A 24,296-nucleotide genomic window follows, 5' to 3' on the forward strand; every position below is an offset into this window, starting at 1 on the left:
TACGCACTAATGTAGCAGATGATATTGCTAAAAAATATGTTTATTGGGTGTTTTTAGAAACGCGGGCGTGGAGCAGGTCTTAGAGCAGCAGGTGATTTTTTAAAGTTGGCAATTGCTGCTTCTATGGCAGGAATCTTCGCTTGAGCGGCTTGTTCGCCTTCTAAAATCGCATTTTGGCTAGAGCTCAAATCAAGCACACCCAAATTGCCGACTTTAGGCTGAATCACTACAGTAGCTTGTTGTAATTCTTGTTGAATGCTTTGTTGCCCCATAATGTTAATGGTTTGATCAAGTAGACCAAACATGTTACCTGCACCAGTTTTACTTGGACGTGCAGAAATATCAACTGCAATCACAATATCTGCGCCCATGCTTTTTGCGGTACTGACGGGAATAGGGCTGACTAATCCGCCATCGACATACTTCACACCAGCAATGGTTGCGGGTACAAATACGTTAGGAATACTACAAGAGGCGCGAACAGCCTGACCGACATTGCCACGAATAAACTCGGTTTTTTTGCCATTGTCCAGACGTGTTGCCACGGCTGCAAAACGGATCGGGAATTGCTGGATGGGCTTATTGCCAACATTGGCATTAACATAATCTTGAAGTTTTTGCCCCAGTACAACACCTTGACGGTTAAAGGTCAGATCACGTAAGTCCGACTCTTTGAGCTGAAAAGCCAGTTGTTGTAATTGATAAGGTGTTTTTCCACTTGCATATAGACTGCCCACAAAGCTGCCTGCGCTGGTTCCCGTGACAATTTTGGGTCTGATCCCGTGTGATTCGAGTACTTTAATCACGCCAATATGTGAAAAACCCTTGGCTCCACCACCGCCTAGGGCAAGTGCAATAACGGGTTCGCGTGGTTTAAGTGTTGGAAGTGTTTTTTTAGAACCTGTTGTGTCACATCCCAATAGTCCTGCACCCAGTAAGGCAATGCAAGACCAGCGTGTTATTTTAAGTATCATATAATCAAATGTTATGTGCATGAAAAAATGGGAGCGCTTATATCAGCAAATTTTTTAGATATTGACCAGTATTTTTACAAAAGTTTGCGTAAGGGTTCAGACAGCCATTCAAGGCGTTTTGGATAAAATTGCCCTTTATAGTGGGTTAATATTTTGTCTAAATCCTGCTCGTAGTCACCACTCGGTTGCACTGCACCTAAGCAGCGTAAAACTTTCTTTTGATAATCAAGTGCAAACATAACAATCGGCACATTTGCGCCTGTGGCAATACGGTAAAACCCAGTTTTAAGGTTTTGGGCGTGTTTACGCGTGCCTTCAGGTGCCAGACCAATCCAGATTTTTTCTCTGGATTGCATAATCTGAATGGCTTGTTCAGTAAAACCGCTCTTGCTGTTACGCTGAATAGGAATGACGTCAACTTGTTCAAGTAATGGTTTGAGCGGTGTTTTAAATAATGATGCCTTACCTAAAACCGAGATTTTAACCCCTAAACCCAAAATCCCGATCAGAGCATACCAGGCATCATAATTCGATGTATGCGGCATGAGAATCGCGACCCCTTTGGGCAGGTTAGGAATTTCGCCTTCAAAACTCCAGCCTTGTAAAAATAACAATTGGCGAAACCAAGCACGGCTATTTGCTGTACCACGTGCAGGTAATTGGGGAGGTAGATTCGGAAAATTTTTGGCTTGCATATTGATCGTTCAATGCCATTTTGACAGAAATGCATTGTAAACTGATGTGCCCATCATGGTTTTACAAATTGTAAATTTTGATTTTAATTCCACGACACACACCATTTTGTATATGTAATAGTCTGATTAAATAATAATCGTTTATTTGCATATTTTTAATGATAGATGGGTACTTGAGAGAGTTTCACCTTATGCATTTTGGTCATGATTTTTCTCAGTCATAGGCGTAGCTGTTACTTTTTTGGCAGTGTTTTGGGGGGATTTGCAGAATTGTATAGAAAATATGATTATTGATTTTTTAGATCAATTTGTTGTTTATGAATTAAAGATAAGATTTTAATTACAAGCAAGTGTTTAAAAAATGTACAAAAATTAAAAAATTACATTTTTCTTTTGATCAGAGTATTGGAAAAAAATGTATTTAAAGTTATTTTTTTGTGTAATTCTACGACTTAAGCTGTATAGAAATATATTGAATAAGCAAGGAAGATTAAATTTATTAAGGGATTGTCATAATTTTGTTACTTTAGTTTGGAATAGTAGCGATACTTTCAAAACAACAAGTTTTTTTTATTGGATGGAGAATACTGTGGTCAAGGTAAAAACATTAGCACTTTCAGTAAGCGCAGCTTTAGCGTTGGGCGCAATGGGTTCTGCTCAAGCAGCAACAACAACACAACAAGTTGCTGACTTAAAAGCACAAGTTGCAGAACTTCAGCAAATGGTTCAAAGCCTTTCTAGCCAACAACAGCAACAAGCAGTGCAATTGCAACAACAAGCAGAAATTGCTGCAGCTAAACCAGCACCAGTTGCACCAACAGCATCAAGCACTAAACCAGGTTGGATCACACTTGCAGATGGTCAAACCCAGCTTAGAGTTTATGGTAGCGTTCGTGCAGACAGCACTTATGACACTAAAGGTGGAAACTCTGATACCACAAGTATTACCAACAATACCAACAAAGTACCTTTAAATTCTGCAAATGGTACTCGAAATAACCTGAACGTATCTGCTGCAACTTCACGCCTTGGTGTTGATGTTGTTCGCCCAACACAATATGGCGACTTAACTGGTAAACTTGAAGCTGACTTTATGGGCAGCAGCAGCACAAATGGCGATGGTTCATTCCGTGTGCGTCATGCTTACCTTTCTTTGGGTAAATGGTTAGTTGGTCAAACTACATCTCCATTTGTCAATGTTGATACTATGCCTGAAACTGTTGACTACAATGGTGCAATGGGTGGTGGTACAAAACGTAACGTTCAAGTACGTTATACACAACCAATCACTGCTAACCAAAAAGTGTTAGTTGCGTTGGAAGGTGGTGATGTTGATAAGTTAAGTACTGCTGGTACTGCAATTACTGCTGGAACAACAACTACATCTTCAGGCGGTAACCGTTTACCTGCGTTAACTGCACGTTATGACATTGCTACTGCTGATAAAAAAGGTTTGTTGCAAGTTCACGGTATGTTGCATGAAAACCGTATTTCTGCTGCAACAGCAGCTAACAATACTGGTTATAACATTGACGAAACCAAGTTGGGTTGGGGTGTTGGTGTAGGTGGTAAATATAGCTTTACACCAAACGATACTGTATTTGCTAACTACTATCATCTAAAAGGTGATAACCGATATATGTTCTTCCAAAATGATGCATATGTTGCTTCTCGTGTTGGTACAGATCTTTATATTGGTGAATCTGAATCTGATTCTGGTTTGCTCGGTTACTCGCATAAATGGTCACCAAAATTCCGCTCAACTGTAGCAGCTGGCGCAATTTGGTATAAAAATAGCGATACTTATGCAAACTACGCAAAAACAACAGCTTCTCAAACTTTGAACAAGAGCTTGTATAACATTATTGTTAACAGCTTCTACTCACCTGTTAAAGACGTAGATTTGGGTGTTGAATACACTTATGGTCAACGTGAAACATTTGCAAGCAAAACTGCACTTGTAGACAACAAGGGTGATTACTCTCGTGTAGGTTTGATGGCTCGTTATAACTTCTAATTTAACGAACACGAACGTAACACTTTAAAACCGTAGCCGAATGGCTGCGGTTTTTTATTTTTGGGTACATAAATTTATTGGTTTAGCCTCAAAGGTATAAGTGACTGGTTTTGGTTTGAAGGATCTATTTCTTGTGGCTGAGCTTTGGTCTTATATACGTTATAACGTGAAGCAAAATAGCGAGTTGAGCATATACATGACCTCATAATCTATTTCCAATCAGAATTTAACTAGCTATTCACAAGGTTTGAAATGGCTACTTTAGGTTACATAATTGCTTTTACCGTGAAATCCTACAAGTTATACTCCAAAACTCAAAAAATTTACCCATAGTTTTAATCATGGTTTTAGATCCTGTATTTCTAACTATTGAACAATAAAGATCAGATATATTTTAAGTATGAAAATACTCGAATTAAGAATAAAAATAAAAGAATCAATAAATTGAATTAATTTTAAAAAAACTGATATTAGAAAGTTTTAGCAGATTAAGAACACTGTATTCATTATTATTAGGGGATTACGTGCCAAGAAATTGCTACAAATCAAAATGTAAAATCTGTTTTGGATATAGAGTTTTTAGTACGAATAACAATCCTCAAGTATGAATGCAAGATCGTGGGGGCGAAGAAGCCAATGAAGCCTATACCATCTAGATGTATTTATACCGCTGAAAATATCTAGCAATAGCCTAGCCCGAAAGATAGAGCAGATCTTGGAAGAAGAGTGCGACTATGTATGAAAGATATGCGCTAGATTCCACAATAGAAATATCAACACAGCACGAATTATTCTTACGCAATATTGTTTCTCTGAGAATGTACATTTTACAGGAAGAGCCGTCTTGCTTTAACAAGGCTAGATGTCAATAGTTATCGTTTAAGTGTTTTTTAAGTTAGTCCTTATACATTGGAATTTCCATATGGAAGAATAATTAAGCTGAATTTTGATTCAGTTTAAAGCCAAATTCTCGCCAATCAGCTTGAACTGTTTGAAGTCGTGCTGGTTTGAGTGTTAAGGCTTTATTATTCTGCAGGGGTAAAAATTTTAGGGCAAGTAGAACAGAAAATGGTCGACTGTCTTATTCTTGGTGATTGCTGGATGTACTGTGTATTTTGTTAGATGTATAGGGAGAATGATCCCGAACGAATTCAGAATATGATGCAAACAGGTCACATTAGCCATTCTTTCATCATTTTTTCGCTAGACAAAATTGAAATATATTTCAATTGCGTGTAAGAAAAATAAAATAGGTTTATGAAAGTCGCTGATACAAGTATTTGCTGTGACTCGGTTTTATGATGATTATCCCTATAGGTATAATTTTCGATAACTGCTTAAGAAAAAAGACTTGATGTCGGCTTTGGAGAAAGACAAGGATTGTAATCGGTTTGATTATTGCTGGTAGTGTGGTTGATTTAAGTGATCTTCACTTTAGTTGTTGTTTTGTGGGCATTAGAAGTTAAGTCTCTACGCTTACCAAATAACGAGTTTGGCGCAGGATTTAAACTATGGGACAACATAGACAGATCCTTAAGCCATAAGTGATTGCTCAACATCAGTTCAGATCGCAATGTCCTTGTGATTTAGAAGTGTGAATGAGAAAAATTGCTCAATCGTGATGATAATAGTATTGTTTATATTCATCATATTTGAAGTGATTGATGTTGTAGCTAACCATGATAAGTATCAAACAGGTTTTTGGTATTTATCGAACTATAGTGAGCCACGGCTGAAATTCTTTGTATATGTATGGTGCGCGATATACTTTAGTACCATTCCTGCAAATTCATAGTTTCGGGATGATATGGTTTTTTCCAGAGTGGTGCAGAAACAAATACGTCGTGTGCTTGTTATATAACAGCAGCAACAAAAAGTGGGCATGATAATGTGCTTCCAACTTTGTTGAAGTTGCTGGATATCGACAGTCATGTTATCCACCCCGAATTAAATATGTTGGTGTAGTGTGCCAACCTGTAAATTGTAATTAGAGTGCATCGAATGTCGAAGATCTTAATAATTGAAGATGATTTTATGATTGCAGAGTCCACCATTACCCTGTTGAAATATCATGGTTTTGATGTTGAATGGGTCAACAATGGTGTTGATGGTCTGGCAGAATTGTCTAAGCAAGCGTTTGATATCGTGTTGCTTGATCTTGGCTTGCCGATGATGGATGGCATGCAGGTTCTTAAGCAGATTCGCCAACGGACACAAATTCCAGTTTTGATTATCTCGGCACGGGATCAGTTAGAAAATCGTGTAGATGGTTTAAATCAAGGTGCAGACGATTATCTGGTGAAACCTTATGAATTTGAGGAGCTATTTGCGCGTATTCAGGCACTGTTGCGCCGTGCGGGTATTGGCGTAAAAACTAGCACCAATGATAAAGTCTTGATTAATGGTGATTTGGTACTCGATATTGAGCAGCACATTGCCAAGCTTAATGGGCAAATCATTGAATTATCGAATCGTGAATGGGCAATTTTAACGCCACTGATGACACATCCAAATAAGATCTTTTCCAAGTCTAATTTGGAAGATAAGCTGTATGATTTTGATAGTGAAGTGTCTAGTAATACCATTGAGGTTTATATTCACCATTTGCGTGCCAAACTCGGGAAAGATTTTATTCGTACGATCCGTGGCTTGGGCTATCGTTTAGGGCATAACTGAGTTCAAATACAAGAATGCAAAAAGCTAAGTCTTTAGGATCAAAACTGGTTGTTCTCACATCGCTGTTGAGCGTGGTGATGGCATGTATTTTGATGTTCTCGACTTATCATATTGCGCTTAAAGAATTGACCCGAATACTCGATACCCAAATGCAGTTCTTGGCAAGGCGTGCGACCACATTTAATTTAAAAAGTACTCATAGCAGCTTTAATCTTGATCATGAATATGAGCGCCAAGAGCTGTTTATGGATATTTGGTCGTATGATGATGTGAATCAACCCAAAACAAATCAGCTACTTGTCCCTCGAGTCAGCAAGGCGGGTTTTTATCAGCATGAAACTGATAATGGCACATGGTATACCTATGTGTTACCAACGCCGAAATTTCAAATTCAGGTCAGTCAACATGAGCGTACCCGACAAGTTCTAGCGTTAGAGTTGGCGGGCAGTATGGTGCTGCCTTATATTCTGATTATGCCATTTGTGCTGTTTATTATTTTCTGGATTATTCGGGGAAGTCTGAAACCACTGGATGATCTGAAAAGTGAACTGGCGCAGCGCGATTCCAATGAGCTTACTCATATTCAGGAAGAACAGTATCCAATAGAACTGTTACCCGCAATTCACGAAATTAACTATTTGTTTGACCGTATTTCTAAAACTCAGCAGGAACAGAAACAGTTTATTGCCGATGCTGCGCATGAACTGCGTACTCCGATTACGGCATTGAATTTGCAAACTAAAATTCTATTGCGTGATTTTCCTGAAAATACGGCATTGATTAATTTAAGTAAGGGCTTGGCGCGAATTCAACATTTGGTCAGTCAGTTACTGGCACTTGCCAAGCAGGACGCCTCGCTCAATATTTTGGAAATGTCGAAGAAATTTCGTTTAAACGATGTCGCATTAAACTGTGTTGAACAGCTGATGAATCTGGCGATGGAAAAAGACATTGACCTAGGCTTTGAACGCAATGATGAAGTTATTCTACAAAGTTATGAGCCGACGGTGCATTCCATTATTTATAACCTGATTGATAATGCGATTAAGTACACCCCAATACAAGGGGTGATTAATATTGCTGTATATCCAGATCAACAGCAGCAAGTTGCGTATATTTGTATTGAAGACAGCGGCCCTGGAATTCCACAAGAGCAGTATGAAGACGTACTCAAACGATTTTATCGAGTACATCACCATTTGGAAGTGGGCAGTGGGCTAGGGTTATCGATTGTACAAAAAGCGATTCAGCATGTAGGTGGAACATTGAGCTTCGACAAAAGCTTGGAATTGGGAGGCTTAAGAGTTTTGGTCAAGCTACCGCTTCGCCTTCCAGCACTGAACTCATGATAAAGTGGGGGTGAGGTTTTTTAAGAAAATCAGAAAGATTTTCATGCGTTTACCATCATTTCCTGTTTTTTCTACACCTACGCTGTTTAGCCATGCAAAACGACGTCCAACTTTACTGAGCTGATATAAAATGTCCTGACGGTCTTTGAGTGCCTGCTTGACCAACTGTTCCATCACAGGGCGTTCCTGTTCATTGAAGCGAAATGCCGTAGAAAAAAGTAAACATAGCCAGTCACGCGCCTGACAAATTTCAAGATCAAGTGTTGTACGTGGGTCAGTTTCAAAGTCAATAAAAGAAATATTTTGCTGGCTATCAATCAAAATGTTGCGAGCAAAGGCTTCACTTAAATAACTATTTTGAGCATGGATCTGTTTTAGAGCGTGAATTGTGACTTCAAACAAATATTTGCGTTTTTTAAAGTCAGATTCACGTGCCAGGGCATGATCAAGTTGCATCAGTTGTTGATCGTCATTGGCAATATCTTGAATCAGCAATCCAGAGTCGGATTCTGCAAGGACTTTGGGAACGGCAACACCAATTTTTTCGAGTTGGCGAATACGTTTTGCCTCACAATGAATGGCATCTGCACCACCATAGTTTGGTACAGGCGCCAAAATTTGTATATTGATCAGTTTGGAAAGCCATTGCACCGGTAAATAGAGCCACCAAGGATGACGTTTTGATGCCTTCTTGAGCCATACTTTTAAACCATCAATCACATAGGGTTGAATCGATTGACTTTGTGTGGGTGCAGTATGCTCTAAGAACTCTTGATATTTGTGCATGCAAAAAACGACACCTGATTTAGGTGATATACGAAAACAAATTGGAATGAAAATGTAGCTCAGTTTGCAAAATAAGTATAGAAATATCTTTTAAAATATTCTGTTTTAGATTGAAGATGAAAAACAGGATGAACCTAAAATAAGTTCATCCTGTCAAAGACTTAGAATTTACTTTCTTCAGCATTTGCCGAAATTTTATGGATGGATAAATCCGCACCACGGTATTCATCTTCTTGGGTCAAGCGGATTCCCATGGTAACTTTAAGTAAACCATAGACGCCAAAACCACCCGCCAGCGCAATCACAATCGCCAGTAGTGTACCAATCATCTGTGCAATAAAAGACACACCACCTAGCCCGCCAAGAGCAGTTTGCCCAAAAATACCTGCAGCAATGCCTCCAAATGCACCACAAACACCATGCATTGGCCAAACACCGAGTACATCATCGACTCTGAGTTTGTTTTGGGTATAGGTAAATAGCTGTACAAAGACAACTCCGGCAATCCCGCCAATCAATAGTGCTCCGACAGGATGCACGATGTCTGACCCTGCACAGATGGCAACCAATCCTGCCAATGGACCATTATGCAAGAAGCCAGGGTCATTTTTACCCATATAGTTCGCGGTAATTGTGCCACCAACCATTGCCATGAGTGAATTGATAGCAACCAATCCTGAAATAGCATCTAAACGTTGGGCACTCATGACGTTAAAGCCAAACCAGCCGACCATTAAAACCCATGAACCAAGTGCCAAAAATGGAATCGAAGACGGTGGGTGAGCTGCAATCGCGCCATCTTTACGGTAGCGTCCATAACGAGCGCCCAGTAAAATCACTGCAGCAAAGGCAATCCAGCCGCCCATGGCATGAACAACAACTGAGCCCGCAAAGTCATGAAAACTCGCACCGAAAGTATGTTGTAACCAGTTTTGGAATCCTAGATTGCCGTTCCAGATGAGTCCTTCGAAAAATGGATAAACTAAGCCGACTAACAATAAAGTGGCGATTGCTTGTGTGCGCATTTTTGCACGCTCTGCAATTCCACCCGAAATAATAGCTGGAATGGCAGCAGCAAATGTTAGCAGAAAGAAACAGCGCATCAGGTTGTAGCCATGTTGTTCTGCAAGTACCTGACCCGAATGGAAAAAGTGTTGACCATACGCGATGTAGTAACCTACAAAAAAATAAGCAATTGCAGAAATGGCAAAATCTGACAAGATTTTACTCAGTGCATTGACCTGATTTTTATGTCGAACTGTACCCAATTCTAGAAACGCAAAGCCAGCGTGCATGGCAAGAACCAGAACTGCACCGAGCAATAAAAATAAAATATCGAAATTTTGCATCATGATCGCTTAAAAATAGTGCTAATTTGGAAATATGCACAAGTATAGCGATGCCTGTTGCACCAATATAGAAATGATTGGATGGAAATTCTAATGATAACAATGCAAAAGCAGCTAAGACTCGATATAAAGCAGTTTTTGCACTAAAACAGAAAAAAAGCACAAAAATAGTGCTTTATTGAATATGGTTCGTCAAAAGGAAGGCGGTGCTTTACAAGAATATCAGAAATGAATAAAGTGAAATAAGTCATAATTATAGATATAACAAAGGATAAAATGTCTGATTTAAAAGATCCACGTGTGCTTTTAGCTTTAGAACGTACATTATTGGCTTGGAATAGAAGTAGTTTGGGGTTAATTGCGTTTGGTTTTTTATTGGAGCGTTCAAGTTTGCTTATACACGTGCTTGAATCGACCCAAAACTCGCCTAAAGTTGCATTAAGCAAATGGTTTTCTGTATTGATTGTCCTCTTGGCAGTATTGATTAGCCTTTTTTCAATACGCCAATATAAAGTTGCTTTGAAGTCGTTAAACCCTTCTGAAATGATTGTTGGTTATCGAACAGATTTACCCGTAATGTTAGGCTTAATTAACATCTTATGTGCAGCGATGCTATTTGTGATTTTTTTCGTATAGCGATTGCTGGGTAGGTTAAATTGCACTTTTATTGTTGATATGTTCGCAGATTTTAAATCTTCTCGTTAAAACGAGGTGAAATCGTATTGTAATCTGGGTATTTGAAGCGTTCATAAAGAGACTACTTCAACGAATGCAATGAGCCGTACTGCTGCGTTGTCTCGGCAATCTTGCTATAGTGCTGGTTTTGCAAGTTTGATTGGCGATGACCACTGATCTAAAGATAAGCGTACAGAAAAAAGCTGAATTTTCCCCACAGCAAAAAAAGCTCAATCGCCTGATCGACAAAATCGAACAGCAAAAAATCAGCCTTGCTAGTTGGAAAAATGCTCAGGATGAGATTCAACAACACACGCGGCAAAAGCTCTTGCCTGTCTATGCTGAACTGCATACTGTACTTTTTCAGCAACTTGAACAACTCTGGAACATGCTACACAGCCATGAATTTTCCAAAGCAGAGATACAGCAACTGGATGAGAAAATTGCCAGTCTTGCCAAAATCTTAAAACATTCGAAATCACTGTCTGCCGAGCAGCAAACCCAAGTTGCTAAAATCAATACCTTTTATCAGCAAGTTGCAGTGCAATCGACCACTAAAAAAAGCAAAAAACCGCAAAATGTGAGTGTCGAGTATCAGGGTATTCCTCAGCAAGATGAGCTTGAGATAGAGCAAGACTTTGAACAATATGCCGCTGAGCAACAGCAAGAACGAGAACAAGCCAAACAGCAACGTCTACAACAAAAACGTGAGCAAGCCGAGCAAATGGCAGCGCAGTCGCTGAAAACTGTGTATTTAAAAATTGCAGCGATGATTCACCCTGACCGTGAACAAGATGAATCGAAGAAAGTCGAAAAAACCGAGTTGTTTCAACAGGCAAGTCATGCCTATGAACAGCAGGATTTGTTCTATTTGCTAAAAATGCAGTTACAGCTTGAACAGAATAAGGGAGCGACTTCAAAAGAATTAACTGCTGAGCAAGTGAAGTTTTATCAACTGGCTTTGGATGCGCAAAGTCAGCAGCTTGAAAGCCAAATGAGTGAAATTTTAGAGTCTTTTTATTTGGGCAAAAAGGTCAAAGCGGAGCATGTGCATATAAGTGATGTCTATAAAGCTATAGATGCTGATTGTGCCGAGTTAAAGCAGCAGTTGAAGTGGGAAAAGGAACGCTTGAAGCATATGAAAAAGGTGAGTGGGGTGGAGATGTTGATGGAGCATGGGGCACTGTAACCTCTCCCTAACCCTCTCCAGAAAGGAGAGGGAAAGTTGAAAATTAACTTTGTTCTGTAATTTGATTATCTTTACTAATTTCTACATCTGCTGATTTTTCATCAGAATCTAATTTTTTATTAGCAATACCAAAAGGAATATGAACAGAAGCAATACTATCTGCAGTTTTTTCTACATGGGTAACTTGATCATCAAAGAAAATATGTGGTTTTAGAATTTCTAATACTTTACGTTTTTCAATACCACCTAAGAAAAAGGCTTCGTTTATTGTGTCGATTCCCCATGCTCGCAAGCTAGTAATAACACGTTTGTGTGCTGGAGCATTTCTTGCAGTTACAATAGAAATTCTTAAACGGCTTTCGTAAGTAGGATGATCCTCTAAATACTTTAATTCAGCTTTTTGAAGGGTGGACAGTTGTTGAAGCAATTTATGCAAAGGTCCAGTATTTGCAGGCTGATCTGCAAGTTTAGATTCATTTTCAATAAAAGCATTCAGGTCTTGTTCTTTGTAAATTTTTTCAGAGGAGTCATCTGCAATAACTCCATCAAAGTCAAATGCAATGCGTAATTCTTTGTCGTGTTCAATATCAAAAATATTACCTTTTAGAATTAAACCAGCAGGATAGCCTGCTGTAATCGCTTGGTTTACATCAGTTTCATTTGCAGATAAAAATAAACTAATATTAAGAGCATCAATATATTTATGAGGAGTTCGTCCTTGTAAAAAAATTGCTCGTTTAATATTGAGTTTATGGTATTCAATTGAATTCATTACATGTAATCCAGTGTTTGGATCGTTACGTGATAATAAAATTACTTCAACAAAAGGCTTATCTGCTGGGAAAATATCATTAATACTTAATAAACGTTGAATAAAAGGAAAAGCAACGCCTGTTTCTAATGGAATATTTTCATTTTTACTCTGATATTTACGATAAGCTAATTCTCCTTTTTTACGGAAAACTTTGTCTGATTTTTCTAGATTAAACAAAGCACTTGAAGCAAGTCCAATTACTAACTTTTGATCTAAGTTATAACCACTCATAAAAACTCACTTGAAATTATCTAATAGAATTCTTTGCCTTATTTCAATCGCAACTTCATAGATCTTTTTTAATCTTTTTTCTTTTTCTTGAGTATCTTTATTATAAATAAGTTGTTTATTAGTTTCATTAGATACTATCTCCAAAGCTTGGAGAAAATTATAAATTTTCATAATATAAAGGGCTGAATAATCAGCCCTTTATATTATAGATTAAATTGTGAACTTCAAAGCATCAAAGCGCCGCAATCTGCTCCATATTCGCTTTAATCTTCGCTAACTGGTCAGCAAACTCAGCCAATTTCGCTTTTTCACCCTCAACCACAGCAGCAGGTGCTTTTGCTACAAAGCCTTCATTGCTCAGTTTAGTTGCAATCTGGTCATGCTGCTTTTGCACTTTGTCTAAGTCTTTTTGAAGGCGACCGAGTTCCGCTTTCGGGTCAATTAAACCTTTCATTGGAACGAATACAGATACGTGACCCACAACAGAAGATGAAGACAATGGCGGTTGTTCAGCATCAGCCAAGAAAGTAATGCTTTCAACTTTTGCTAAGGCTTTAAACAATGCTTCAATACGCGTGATCTGTGCTTTTTCAGCTTCAGTTGTGTTTTGAAGAAGAACTGGTAATAAACGTGCATTACCTAAGCCCATTTCACCACGAATGTTACGTACTGCACCAATTAAACCTTGTAACCACTGCATGTCCGCTTCAGCTTGCTCATTGATTTTTTCTTGAGCAGGCACAGGGTATGCCGCAGTCATAATGGTTTCGCCTTGAATACCGAGCATTGGTGCAAGAGTTTGCCAAATTTCTTCAGTCAAGTACGGCATAATTGGGTGTGCTAAACGTAAAGATGCTTCCATCACCGCCAATAACACACGACGAACTTCTGCTTTACGCTCTTCAGATACTTCAGCATCGTTCAATACTGGCTTGGTCAATTCGACATACCAGTCACAGTATTCATTCCAGATGAAGTCATAAATCGCTTGTGCAGCCAAGTCTAAACGGTAAGTTGCAAAAGCTTGCTGAACCGCTTGTTCCGCTTTTTGTAAACGGCTGATGATCCACTGTTCAGGTAATTCCCAAAGATCAGGGCGTGCAGTTTGACCAACAGTTTGACCTTCAACATTCATCAACACGAAACGGGTTGCGTTCCAAATCTTGTTACAGAAGTTACGGTAACCTTCAACACGTTTCATGTCGAACTTGATGTCACGACCTGTGTTGGCAAGCGCACAGAAGGTGAAACGAACGGCATCTGTACCGTAAGCCTGAATGCCCTCTGGGAATTCTTTACGGGTCGATTTTTCAATCTTCGTCGCTTGTTTCGGGTTCATCAAACCAGTGGTACGTTTTTGTACGAGGGTTTCAAGGTCTACACCGTCAATCAAGTCTAATGGGTCAAGTACGTTGCCCTTAGATTTAGACATTTTCTGACCTTCACCATCACGTACCAAACCATGTACATAGACAGTTTTGAACGGAACTTGTGGCGTGCCATCTTCATTCTTCATGAAGTGCATGGTCATCATGATCATGCGCGCTACCCAGAAGAAGATAATGTCAAAACCAGTCACCAACACATCGGTTGGGTGGAAGGTATTGAGGAAGTAGTTTTCAGCATCTTTGGCTTTGTCGCCAGTCCAACCCAAAGTTGAGAAAGTCCATAGCGCAGATGAGAACCAAGTATCGAGTACATCTTCATCTTGGTTGAGTGCAACATCAGCAGGAATGTTGTTGTTGGCACGGACTTCCGCTTCGTCACGACCCACAAAGACATTACCTTGTGCATCGTACCAAGCTGGAATACGGTGACCCCACCACAATTGACGTGAAATACACCAGTCTTGAATGTTGTTCATCCAAGCCATGTACATGTTGCTGTACTGTTCAGGTACAAACTTGATGCGACCATCTTTCACGGCTTCGATTGCGGGTTCAGCAAGCGGAGCAATTTTCACATACCATTGGTCAGTCAATAATGGCTCTACGATCACGCCTGAACGGTCACCGCGTGGTGGCTTCAATGTATACGGTTGAATTTGGTCTAACCAGCCTTCAGCTTCAGCTTGTTCAACCAATTTCTTACGTGCAGCAAAACGCTCTAAACCAATGTAGTCTGCTGGTGCAGCGATGGTTTTAGAAATTTGCTCACCCGCTTTGGCGATGTATTCAAACTCAGCCAATACTTCAGCATTTTTGTTGAAGATGTTGATGATCGGTAATTCACAGCGTTTACCTACTTCATAGTCATTGAAGTCGTGAGCAGGTGTGATTTTTACACAGCCTGTACCGAATTCTTTATCAACATATTCATCTTTAACGATTGGAACTGCACGACCTGTAATTGGCAGGATGATGTTTTTGCCAACTAACGCTGCATAACGCTCATCATCCAGTGCCACTGCAACCGCAGTATCACCCAATAAAGTTTCAGGACGTGTGGTTGCAACCACGATGTAATCTTTACCATCATGCGTGCGTAGTGATTTATCTTCAAAGAAGTATTTGAAGTGCCAGAGTGAACCTGCTTCTTCTTTATCTGACTCAACTTCAAGGTCAGAAAGAGCCGTTTGTAATTTCGGATCCCAGTTTACTAGGCGTTTGCCACGGTAAATTAAGCCTTCTTCGTGTAGTTTAACGAAGACTTCTTTTACGGCATTCGACAAACCTTCATCCATGGTGAAGCGTTCACGTGACCAGTCTACAGATGAACCCAAACGACGGATTTGGCGGGTAATGTTACCGCCAGACTGTTCTTTCCATTCCCAGACTTTTTCAATGAACTTTTCACGGCCCAAGTCATGACGGCTGATGTTTTGTGCACCAAGCTGACGTTCTACCACCATCTGGGTTGCAATACCCGCGTGGTCAGTCCCTGGTTGCCATAAGGTGTTTTTACCTGACATACGGTTGTAGCGGGTGAGGGCATCCATAATGGCATTGTTAAAACCATGACCCATGTGCAAGTTACCAGTGACGTTTGGTGGTGGAATCATGATACAGAATGAATCCCCTTGACCTGATGGCTTAAAGTAGCCTTTGTCTTCCCAAGTCTTGTACCATTTTTTCTCGATCTCGGTAGGATCGTAGGTTGTAGCAATATTCTGAGCGGAATTCGCAGTTGCGTCAGTCATAGTTAACAGATCAAAAGTGCAAAAAAATTGGCTCCATTGTAGCAAAAAAATCCACAAGATTAAGCTACAAAGCGTCGGCAATCTGTGGCATATCATGCGACAATATCCAGTTAAGCGATAAATTGGATGCTTGAAGCAGGATTTTTTATGGGGTATGTGGTCAGTTTGCAGGTCAACCCGCAAAGTTATGCACAATTTTTAACGTTACAACAGCAACTTAATGCCGCAACCAAGCAAAAGCTGGCACATGAGTTGGGGCAATTGCTTGCCGATGTTGCTGTGCAAATTATTCAGCAAGTGTTTGTAGATTTATTGACTCAACAAAAGCAGCGTGTGCAACGCCCCGAAGGGCATAAAATTGCTGAAGAGTCCGAAAAAGTCGTGCAGCATGTGCTGGATGCCTTAAAAAAATATTTGCCGTGGTCAGTGGCATTGCTCAGTAATACGCGCTTGGTTGGTATCGTCAATTATTTTGCGAAATGTATTGTCTTGGAACAAGATCAGGTATTTTTACGCTATCCTGTAACCGATACCTTGGTTGATCAAGTTTTAACATTGGTTCAAAAGATTCAGGCAGGCGATGCCAGCCAGATTAGCCCTGCATTTCATGCACTGACTGAAATTATTGATCAGGGCGTGACGCATTTAATTCGTGTTCCCAAAGAAATGCTCCATTTTAACTTTGTGGTGGATAAAACTTTAAATGGCGTCATACAAATGACCACACATATGGGTTACAAGCGTTTACAGGGCTTAGGCAAGGAAGTTGATTTGCATGTTGCACCTTATTATATCGATCATTTCCTGAAATTTTTGATTCGTGATGGACATACAAAATAAGGCAATTTATGAAAACACAAAATTTGCAAGATCAGGTGGTTTGGATCACAGGGGCATCTTCGGGAATTGGGCAGGCTTTGGCGATTGTCTTTGCCGAGTTAGGTATGCAATTGGTTTTGTCTGCACGCCGTGACAGTGAGTTGCAACGGGTAAAAGCCTTGCTGGCAAACCAAGAGAAGCATATTTGTATTCCGCTGGATATTACCAATGCCATGCAAATTGAGCAGGCGCTACAGCAGGTTTTGACAGAAAAAGGCAGAATCGACTGGTTGATCAATAACGCAGGTCTAAGTCAGCGTGCTTTAATTCAAGACACGTCCATGGACACTGAACGCAAGATTATGGAAGTAGATTATTTTGCTCAAGTCGCTATGACCAAAGCTGTTTTCCCAACGTTGCTCAAGCAAAAGTCGGGACGTGTGGTATTTATTTCCAGTGTAGCAGGGCTGATTGGAACCCAATATCGAGCCACGTATTCGGCTGCCAAAGCTGCGATTCATATGTGGGCAAACAGTTTGCGTGCCGAGGTTGCTGCACAGGGAATTCATGTTGCAGTCGTGTTCCCTGGTTTTGTTAAAACCAACGTGTCGCTAAATGCCTTAACAGGAAATGGCGAAGCACAAGGCTTCCAAGACGAAGCGATTGAGCAAGGTTTAGATGCGGATGAATTTGCGCAGCAGACAGTCAAAGCCTTGCTGCAAAATCAGGAATATATTGTGATTGGCGGCAGAAAAGAAAAACTGGGCGTAATGCTGTCACGTTTGTCACCATCCATACTGTATAAACAGATTCGTAAAGCGCAAGTGAAGTAATAAAAAAGCCCACCGAAGTGGGCTTTTTCTTGTCTGTTTTATTTTTTCTGATTGCGTTCAGCACTTGAGGCAGGGTACTGCACTTGGTCTGAAGTGTTGGCTTTCACACCACCACCTAAGGTTTTATACAATTCAATCTGGTTGTTCAGATTTGTTTGTTCAAGAGTCAGTAAACCTTGTGCCGCAGCGTAGTTTGAGCGCTGTGCATCCAAAACTGTCAAGTAATTATCAATTCCTGCGCGGAAACGGGCAGTTGATAATTGATAGTTTTTGTTGGTTGCCTGTACCAAACTACGCTGTGCTGCCAAGCGTTCATTGATATGACCGCGGGTTGCCAATACGTCATTGACTTCACGGAAAGCAGTCTGAATCGCCTTTTCATATCCAGTTAAAGACAACTGTTGATCAACTTTTGAAATTTTGACGTTGGTTTTACGTGTTCCCCAGTCAAAAATTGGCAGGTTGATCGACGGTGCAAATTGCCAAATCGTTGAACCCGATTTAAACAGATCACTTAACTGGTAGCTGGCAAAACCTGCGTTTGCAGTTAAGCTAATGGTTGGGAACATGGCTGCTTTCGCTGCACCAATATTGGCGCCTGCTGCACTTAACTGATATTCAGCCGACACAATATCTGGACGGTTGTTGAGTAAGTCACTTGGTAAGCCCGCCGCCAACACTTTTTGCGAGGTAATCTGCTTCACAGTGTCCTTTGGTAGCAACTCTGCTGGAACAGTTTTACCGACCAAAAGATCAAGCAGGTTTTTGGCTTGTTCAAGTTTAGTCTGATAATTGGCAACGTCACTACGTGCAGTTTCTACAGAAATTTGCGATTGGCGCAGTGGGACTTCACTGTCGATACCGACATCAAAGCGTTTTTTGTTGAGGTTATACGATTCTTGCTGTGCTTTAAGCGTTTGCTGTGCCAGATGCAAGTTTGCATTTGCATAAGAATAACTCACCCACGCCTCAGCCACCTGACTAATCAAACTAATTTGAGTTGAGTCTTTCGCTGCACGTGTCGACAAGTAACTATCAAGCGCTGCGTCTTTTAGGCTGCGCACACGTCCCCAGAAATCTAGTTCATAAGACGTGACTCCAAGAGAAACCTGATACATCGAATAAGGTTTCCAGTTAGAGGTGGCTGCTTGGGCACGAGCATAGTTCACTTGTGTACCGACAGTTGGTAGCTGATCAAGTTCAGTCACATGATATTGCAACTGTGCTTTTTGAATATTCAATGCTGCAGTACGCAAATCACGATTATTGTCCAAACTCATTTCAATGACTTTTAACAAACGTGGGTCTGAAAAATAATCTTTGTAGCCTTGCTCTGCAACAGAAGATCCAGCAGTATTTTGCGATGCAAACTGATTTGGAATATCGGGTTTTGCAACAGGCTCTGGACCGCGCATGCTTTGGCAGGCAGCCAAAGCAAGTGCAAGTGTGGAGACGGCAATGCTACGACCTGTAAGAGACCATATGTTTTGCATCACGATTTATGCTCCTGAATTTGGGTATTCTTTGGTTTGTATTTAAAGATACTACGAATCCAAACAAAGAATACAGGAATAAAGAAAATACCAAGTAATGTTGAGCTGAGTACGCCACCCAATACACCATAACCAACAGAGTGCTGACTACCTGCGCCTGCGCCTGTTGAAATAGCCAGTGGCAATACACCAAAACCAAATGCCAGCGTAGTCATGATAATTGGTCGTAACCGCAGTTTTGCTGCATGCATGGTGGCCTCAAACAGTTCTTCACCTTTTTCTTGCAGTTCTTTTGCAAATTCGACAATCAAGATCGCATTTTTCGCCGAAAGACCAATCACCGCAATAATCGCCACCTGAAAGTAGATGTTATTGGCAAGATTTGGATTCTTCAAGATCATCAAGCCGACAAAGGTGAGAGCTAACGCACCGAGTACACCGAGTGGTACAACCAATAAGACTGAGAAAGGAACTGACCAGCTTTCATATAACGCTGCCAAGCACAAGAAGACAATCATTAACGAAAGGGCATACAGGTAAGGACCTTGTTTACCTGAATCCTGTTCTTCAAGTGACAGACCTGTCCATTCATAGTCGAAGCCTTTTAAGCCCATCGCAGGCAATTTCTGCATGATTTCCTGCATGGCCTTGATGGCTTCACCTGAACTCACACCTGGTGCTGGTGCACCCTGAATGTTAATAGACGATACACCATTATAACGTTCTAAGCGCGGTGAGCCATATGTCCAAGAACCTGTAGCAAAACTAGAGAATGGAACCATCGTCCCTGAAGCGTTACGAACATACCATTTGTTCAAGTCTTCAGGCATCATACGGCTTGGTGAATCACCTTGTACATAGACTTTCTTAATACGACCATGATCGAGGAAGTCATTTACATAACTACCACCCCAAGCAATACTCATGGTGTTGTTAATGTCTGACAGGTTAATGCCCATAGCACCAGCTTTGGCTTGGTCAATCTGAATTTGATACTGTGAAGTATCTTGCATACCGTTTGGACGCACAGCCATCAAGCGCTTGTCTTGAGATGCCATGCCCAAAATCGCATTACGCGCTTCAAGCAATTTGGTATGTCCCTGACCATTCACATCTTTGAGCATGAAGTCAAAACCAGAACTTGTACCCAGTTCAGGCATGGATGGTAATTGTAACGGGAAGATCATTGACGCATCTTTGATCATGCCATTAAGTGCCATTGCACGCCCAACCAGTGCACCGATTTGGGTTTCTGGTGTTTTACGTTCGCTCCAGTCTTTGAGTTTGACGAACTGGATGCCCTGGTTTTGCCCAACACCTGTGAACGAGAAGCCTGCCACACTAAACACCGATGCCACACTCGATTTTTCTTTATTCATGAAATAATCGGTCATGGTGTCAAGGGTTTTACCTGTACGTTCTAAAGAAGCATTGGTTGGTAATTGTACCAATGCCATGACCACACCTTGGTCTTCATCGGGCAAGAATGCAGTTGGCAGTGATTTAAACAAGAAGCCTAAAAGACCAATCACAATCGCATAAAATGTTGCAGAGAACACTTTATTATGTGTCATGCGATTGACGCCGTTTTGATAGCGTTGTGATAACTTGTCGAAACCGCTGTTAAATCCTCTAAAGAAACGCGCAAAAACATGGTTGCTTGGCACTTTATCTGGATCATGCTGTTTTAAAATGGTCGCACAAAGGGCAGGTGTAAAGGTCAAGGCAATAATCAATGACAAGACCATCGCGGTGACCAGTGTAATCGAGAATTGTCGATAAATAACCCCGGTTGTCCCGCTAAAAAATGACATTGGGATAAACACAGCAGTTAATACACTGGTAATACCAATCAATGCCCCTGTAATTTGCCCCATCGATTTTTCGGTTGCCGTGACAGGGTCAAGGTGTTCTTGCTGCATCAGTCGTTCGACATTCTCTACTACCACAATCGCATCATCGACCAGCAAACCAATTGCAAGTACCATCGCAAACATGGTTAAGGTGTTAATCGAGAAGCCGAACAGGTTAATGATTGCAAATGTACCTAAAACCACCACAGGAACCGCAAGCGTTGGAATGATGGTTGCACGCCAGTTCTGCAAGAACAGGAACATGACAATAAACACCAGTACGATTGCTTCAACGAGGGTATGTACCACGTTTTCAATCGATAGTTTAATAAATGGTGTACTGTCAAATGCAATCGTATCTTTCATACCCGCAGGGTAGTTGGGACGCAATTTCGCAAGAGCAGCCTGTACGTTGTTGGCAGTATCGAGTGCATTTGCACCTGTTGCCAGACGAATCGCGACACCACCTGCAGCTTTACCATTATATTTAGTGTCGTACTGATAGTCTTCAGCACCAAGCTCTACACGTGCCACATCACCCAAACGGACTTGAGCACCAGATGTGGTGTTTTTCAGAATAATGTTTTTAAACTGTTCTGGTGTTTGCATTAAGCTTTGCGCATTGACTGTCGCATTGATCATCTGACCATTGACCGCAGGTGATCCGCCGAGCTGACCGACAGAAACCTGAGTGTTTTGTGCTTGAATCGCACTACTTACATCACTTGGGGTTAGCTGATAATTAGTCAGTTTTGCAGGATCGAGCCAGATACGCATTGCATATTGACCACCGAAGACCTGAACTTCACCTACACCTGCAACACGGCTGAGCGGTTCAGAAATATGTGAGTTCACATAGTCCTTGATGTATGCACCGCTTAAGCTGTCATCAGGCGAATAGAATGCGACGACTTGCAAGAAGCTGGCGCCCGATTTTTTAACGGTTACGCCTTGACGCTGTACAGCTTGAGGTAAAGATGCTGTTGCAGTCTGCAACTTATTTTGCACCTGTACCTGTGCCATGTTTGGATCAACCCCTTGCTTGAAGTTGACTGCAATCGATACAGAACCATTGGCTGCACTTTGTGAGCTGATATAGCGCAAACCATCCAAGCCGTTTAATTGTTGTTCAATGACCTGTGTAACGGTATTTTCAACAGTTTCAGCAGATGCTCCTGGATACATCGCCGAAATTGTAATTTTCGGTGGAGCAACTGTTGGATATTGTGCAATTGGCATCTTTGTCAGCGTAATAACCCCCGCCAACATGATCACCAATGCAATCACCCATGCAAAAATTGGGCGATGAATAAAAAAGCGAGCCATTCAATCTACCCCTTAAGCATGTTGCTGTGCTTGCTGTTTAGATGAGCTTTGAGCCGGTGCTGATGCATTTGGTTTTGCGACAGGAGTAACAGGATTTGCTGGCGTTGCTGCTTGAGCAGGAGCAGGCTGATACGGTGTGGTTTTCACCTGTTGGCCTTCTTTCACTTTAGCAACACCATCGGCAATGACTTTATCACCTGGTTTTAAACCACTGGTTACAATCCAGTTTTGACCTTGAGCAGCAGAAGTCTGAACATTGCGGGTTTCTACGATACCTTTTGCATTGACAATAAATACCGTTGCTTGACCTGTCGGTGTGCGAGACACTGCAATTTGTGGCACTAGATAAGCATTTGGAACAACACCTTCCACAATTTGTGCGGTGACGTACATACCAGGAAGTAGCAAGCGATCCGGATTAGAGAACACGGCACGAATGGTAATACTTCCTGTACTGGTGTCTACACTGGCATCGGCAAAGGCAAGGTTGCCCTGATTGCCATATGTGCTTCCATCTTCGAGCTTCAGTTTAACTTTAGCGTTGTTGCTGTTGTCTAAACTGCCTTTTTTTAGTTCCTGTCTCAAACGTAACAAGTCACTGCTTGACTGGGTAATATCGACATAAATCGGATCTAGGCGCTGAATTTTAACCAGTGCATCGGCTTGTCCCGAGGTGACTAAAGCACCTGCGGTAAATGATGAACGATCAGTTTGACCTGAAATCGGCGCACGAATTGTAGAGTAGCCGAGATTGATTTGTGCAGTGTTTAATGCTGCACGTGCTGCCTCAACCTGAGCTTTTGCAACTTTAACCTGACCAACCAAATCATCGTAGTCCTGCTTGGCGACAGCATTAATGCCGACCAACTGGTTATAACGATTCATTTTGGTGGTTAGACTGTTGAGATTGGCTTCTTGCTGTAACAATGCCGCGTTGGCATTTTCAACACTAGCACGGTTAGCACGAGAGTCAATCTGATACAAAGGTTGCCCAGCTTTGACATAGCTACCTTCAGCAAATAGACGTTTTAAAATCACGCCGCCTGTCTGAGGGCGAACCTCAGAGACTTCATAAGGCGATGTTCTACCTGCGAGTTCAACCGTTTTCTCCACATTTTGTGGCTGAGCAACAATTACACCGACTTCAACCATAGGTGCTTGCTGGGAAGCGGCAGCTTGCTGCGCATCCTTTTTGTCATTGCTACAACCAACAAGTGTGATACTTGTTGCCAATGCGCAAGCAGTAAGGGTTGGAACCCAAAGCTTAGCTGCCATCATTCTTACACCTCTTTTAGATTTTTTCTAAAAATTAAATTGTTGTTTGCTCATATGAATTCGCGTGAATCCGAGCCAAATCAGGGCTACCCATAAAAAGCCAATGCCCCAACCTGCCAATACATCTGTTGGGTAATGTACACCTAGATATACTCGAGAAATCCCCATAAATATGAACCAGATACATGCTGTTGGCGCAATGCTACGGAAATGTGGGTGTCGTCGGTAAATCATGATTACAAGGCATGCCAGCGTTGCTGCAGAGACACTATGACCACTAGGAAAGGATGCACCATAGCTATTGACCATATGGTAGATAGAGGCAGGGCGTGGACGATCAAAATACCACTTTAAACTCCAGCCAATAATACTACTCCCACTCACTGCTAAAATAATGGTTACGACGATCGCATACTGTCGAATGCGTAGCCAGTAAACACACCAAAGTGTCGTAAATATCGATACAAAAGGCATGCTACCAAGATCAGATAAGCCTTTTGCAACAGGATCTAACCACTCAATTCGATGCAGGCTCAATATTCTGACAATTTGCTGATCTAAGATTTGAGTGCTCATTAAATTCAGTAGACTGACACTGAAAATAAAAAAAACACAGCCAATACAAAACATTAGATACGGCATGCATCAACCTTGTAATTTAGGTCACCGAACAACGGTATTTTTAAGAAGGTAAAGTGTACTTTCCAGTACACTTTTTTTCAAGTCTGAAAATTTATAGTAATTTTATTTCAAGTTTTTTTTAACATTAAGTAAACAAACATAACAAAAAACAGCAGGGTTCT

General features: G+C 41.1%; 17 protein-coding genes. 7 read left to right on the forward strand and 10 right to left on the reverse strand.

Annotated elements, in window-relative coordinates; all coding sequences use genetic code 11:
- Window positions 1-53: 53 nt before the first annotated feature.
- Both ACX1N5_RS05835 and ACX1N5_RS05840 read right to left on the reverse strand, forming a co-directional pair.
- The gene (locus ACX1N5_RS05835; RefSeq protein WP_165492993.1) at window positions 54-974 is read right to left on the reverse strand and encodes a patatin-like phospholipase family protein; all 921 of its coding nucleotides are present in this window, start codon (window positions 972-974) and stop codon (window positions 54-56) included.
- A gap of 74 nt (window positions 975-1,048) precedes the next feature.
- Window positions 1,049-1,669 (reverse strand): 1-acyl-sn-glycerol-3-phosphate acyltransferase, encoded by a 621-nt coding sequence (locus ACX1N5_RS05840; protein WP_458800825.1) that lies wholly within the window; start codon window positions 1,667-1,669, stop codon window positions 1,049-1,051.
- A 589-nt stretch (window positions 1,670-2,258) separates the two neighbouring features.
- Between ACX1N5_RS05840 and ACX1N5_RS05845 the strand changes: the two genes are divergently transcribed.
- The 3 genes from ACX1N5_RS05845 to ACX1N5_RS05855 all read left to right on the forward strand — a co-directional run bounded on the left by ACX1N5_RS05845 (window position 2,259) and on the right by ACX1N5_RS05855 (window position 7,711).
- Complete coding sequence (locus ACX1N5_RS05845) at window positions 2,259-3,686, forward strand: DcaP family trimeric outer membrane transporter (protein WP_131380332.1); 1,428 nt, start codon at window positions 2,259-2,261, stop codon at window positions 3,684-3,686.
- 2,001 nt (window positions 3,687-5,687) lie between these two features.
- Entirely contained in the window at window positions 5,688-6,362 is a 675-nt protein-coding gene (locus tag ACX1N5_RS05850) for a DNA-binding response regulator PmrA (protein WP_004751009.1), read from the forward strand.
- A gap of 14 nt (window positions 6,363-6,376) precedes the next feature.
- Window positions 6,377-7,711 carry an ATP-binding protein gene (locus tag ACX1N5_RS05855; RefSeq protein WP_458800828.1) on the forward strand — a complete coding sequence of 445 codons (1,335 nt, stop codon included), beginning with the start codon at window positions 6,377-6,379 and terminating at the stop codon, window positions 7,709-7,711.
- Here the strand turns inward: ACX1N5_RS05855 and ACX1N5_RS05860 are convergent.
- Together ACX1N5_RS05860 and ACX1N5_RS05865 are read right to left on the reverse strand one after the other, a co-directional pair.
- Complete coding sequence (locus ACX1N5_RS05860) at window positions 7,706-8,497, reverse strand: BUD32 family EKC/KEOPS complex subunit (RefSeq protein WP_458800830.1); 792 nt, start codon at window positions 8,495-8,497, stop codon at window positions 7,706-7,708. The two genes, ACX1N5_RS05855 and ACX1N5_RS05860, sit on opposite strands and share 6 nt — an antisense overlap.
- A gap of 161 nt (window positions 8,498-8,658) precedes the next feature.
- Window positions 8,659-9,846 (reverse strand): ammonium transporter, encoded by a 1,188-nt coding sequence (locus tag ACX1N5_RS05865; protein ID WP_034425760.1) that lies wholly within the window; start codon window positions 9,844-9,846, stop codon window positions 8,659-8,661.
- Window positions 9,847-10,122: 276 nt separating this feature from the next.
- On the opposite strand from ACX1N5_RS05865, the gene ACX1N5_RS05870 reads away from it, so the two are divergent.
- Window positions 10,123-10,482 carry a YidH family protein gene (locus ACX1N5_RS05870; protein ID WP_131380328.1) on the forward strand — a complete coding sequence of 120 codons (360 nt, stop codon included), beginning with the start codon at window positions 10,123-10,125 and terminating at the stop codon, window positions 10,480-10,482.
- Window positions 10,483-10,687: 205 nt separating this feature from the next.
- Entirely contained in the window at window positions 10,688-11,710 is a 1,023-nt protein-coding gene (locus ACX1N5_RS05875; protein ID WP_458800832.1) for a molecular chaperone DnaJ, read from the forward strand.
- A 43-nt stretch (window positions 11,711-11,753) separates the two neighbouring features.
- On the opposite strand, the gene ACX1N5_RS05880 is transcribed toward ACX1N5_RS05875, so the two are convergent.
- Both ACX1N5_RS05880 and ACX1N5_RS05885 read right to left on the reverse strand, forming a co-directional pair.
- Window positions 11,754-12,755, reverse strand: a complete 1,002-nt coding sequence (locus ACX1N5_RS05880) for a 5'-nucleotidase (RefSeq protein WP_458800834.1) — start codon at window positions 12,753-12,755, stop codon at window positions 11,754-11,756.
- Window positions 12,756-12,987: 232 nt separating this feature from the next.
- Window positions 12,988-15,894 carry a valine--tRNA ligase gene (locus ACX1N5_RS05885; protein ID WP_458800836.1) on the reverse strand — a complete coding sequence of 969 codons (2,907 nt, stop codon included), beginning with the start codon at window positions 15,892-15,894 and terminating at the stop codon, window positions 12,988-12,990.
- Between the two features lie 147 nt (window positions 15,895-16,041).
- Here ACX1N5_RS05885 and ACX1N5_RS05890 point away from each other — a divergent pair, with 147 nt between their 5' ends.
- Both ACX1N5_RS05890 and ACX1N5_RS05895 read left to right on the forward strand, forming a co-directional pair.
- Window positions 16,042-16,734 (forward strand): hypothetical protein, encoded by a 693-nt coding sequence (locus ACX1N5_RS05890; RefSeq protein WP_458800838.1) that lies wholly within the window; start codon window positions 16,042-16,044, stop codon window positions 16,732-16,734.
- An 8-nt stretch (window positions 16,735-16,742) separates the two neighbouring features.
- On the forward strand, window positions 16,743-17,546 hold the full coding sequence (locus ACX1N5_RS05895; RefSeq protein ID WP_458800840.1) for an SDR family oxidoreductase: 804 nt from the start codon (window positions 16,743-16,745) through the stop codon (window positions 17,544-17,546).
- A gap of 38 nt (window positions 17,547-17,584) precedes the next feature.
- Here the strand turns inward: ACX1N5_RS05895 and adeC are convergent, their stop codons facing one another.
- From adeC to ACX1N5_RS05915, 4 genes are read right to left on the reverse strand one after another with little or no spacing between them, the layout of a single operon-like run.
- Window positions 17,585-19,039 carry an AdeC/AdeK/OprM family multidrug efflux complex outer membrane factor gene (gene adeC / locus ACX1N5_RS05900; protein ID WP_131380532.1) on the reverse strand — a complete coding sequence of 485 codons (1,455 nt, stop codon included), beginning with the start codon at window positions 19,037-19,039 and terminating at the stop codon, window positions 17,585-17,587.
- Window positions 19,039-22,218 carry an efflux RND transporter permease subunit gene (locus ACX1N5_RS05905; RefSeq protein WP_458800842.1) on the reverse strand — a complete coding sequence of 1,060 codons (3,180 nt, stop codon included), beginning with the start codon at window positions 22,216-22,218 and terminating at the stop codon, window positions 19,039-19,041. Before ACX1N5_RS05905 ends, adeC begins: the two co-directional genes overlap by 1 nt.
- A gap of 12 nt (window positions 22,219-22,230) precedes the next feature.
- Complete coding sequence (locus ACX1N5_RS05910) at window positions 22,231-23,496, reverse strand: efflux RND transporter periplasmic adaptor subunit (protein ID WP_458800844.1); 1,266 nt, start codon at window positions 23,494-23,496, stop codon at window positions 22,231-22,233.
- 24 nt (window positions 23,497-23,520) lie between these two features.
- Window positions 23,521-24,135 carry a phosphatase PAP2 family protein gene (locus ACX1N5_RS05915; RefSeq protein ID WP_004751037.1) on the reverse strand — a complete coding sequence of 205 codons (615 nt, stop codon included), beginning with the start codon at window positions 24,133-24,135 and terminating at the stop codon, window positions 23,521-23,523.
- Between the last annotated feature and the right edge of the window lie 161 nt (window positions 24,136-24,296).

The sequence above is a fragment of the Acinetobacter sp. ANC 4636 genome (assembly GCF_054454555.1).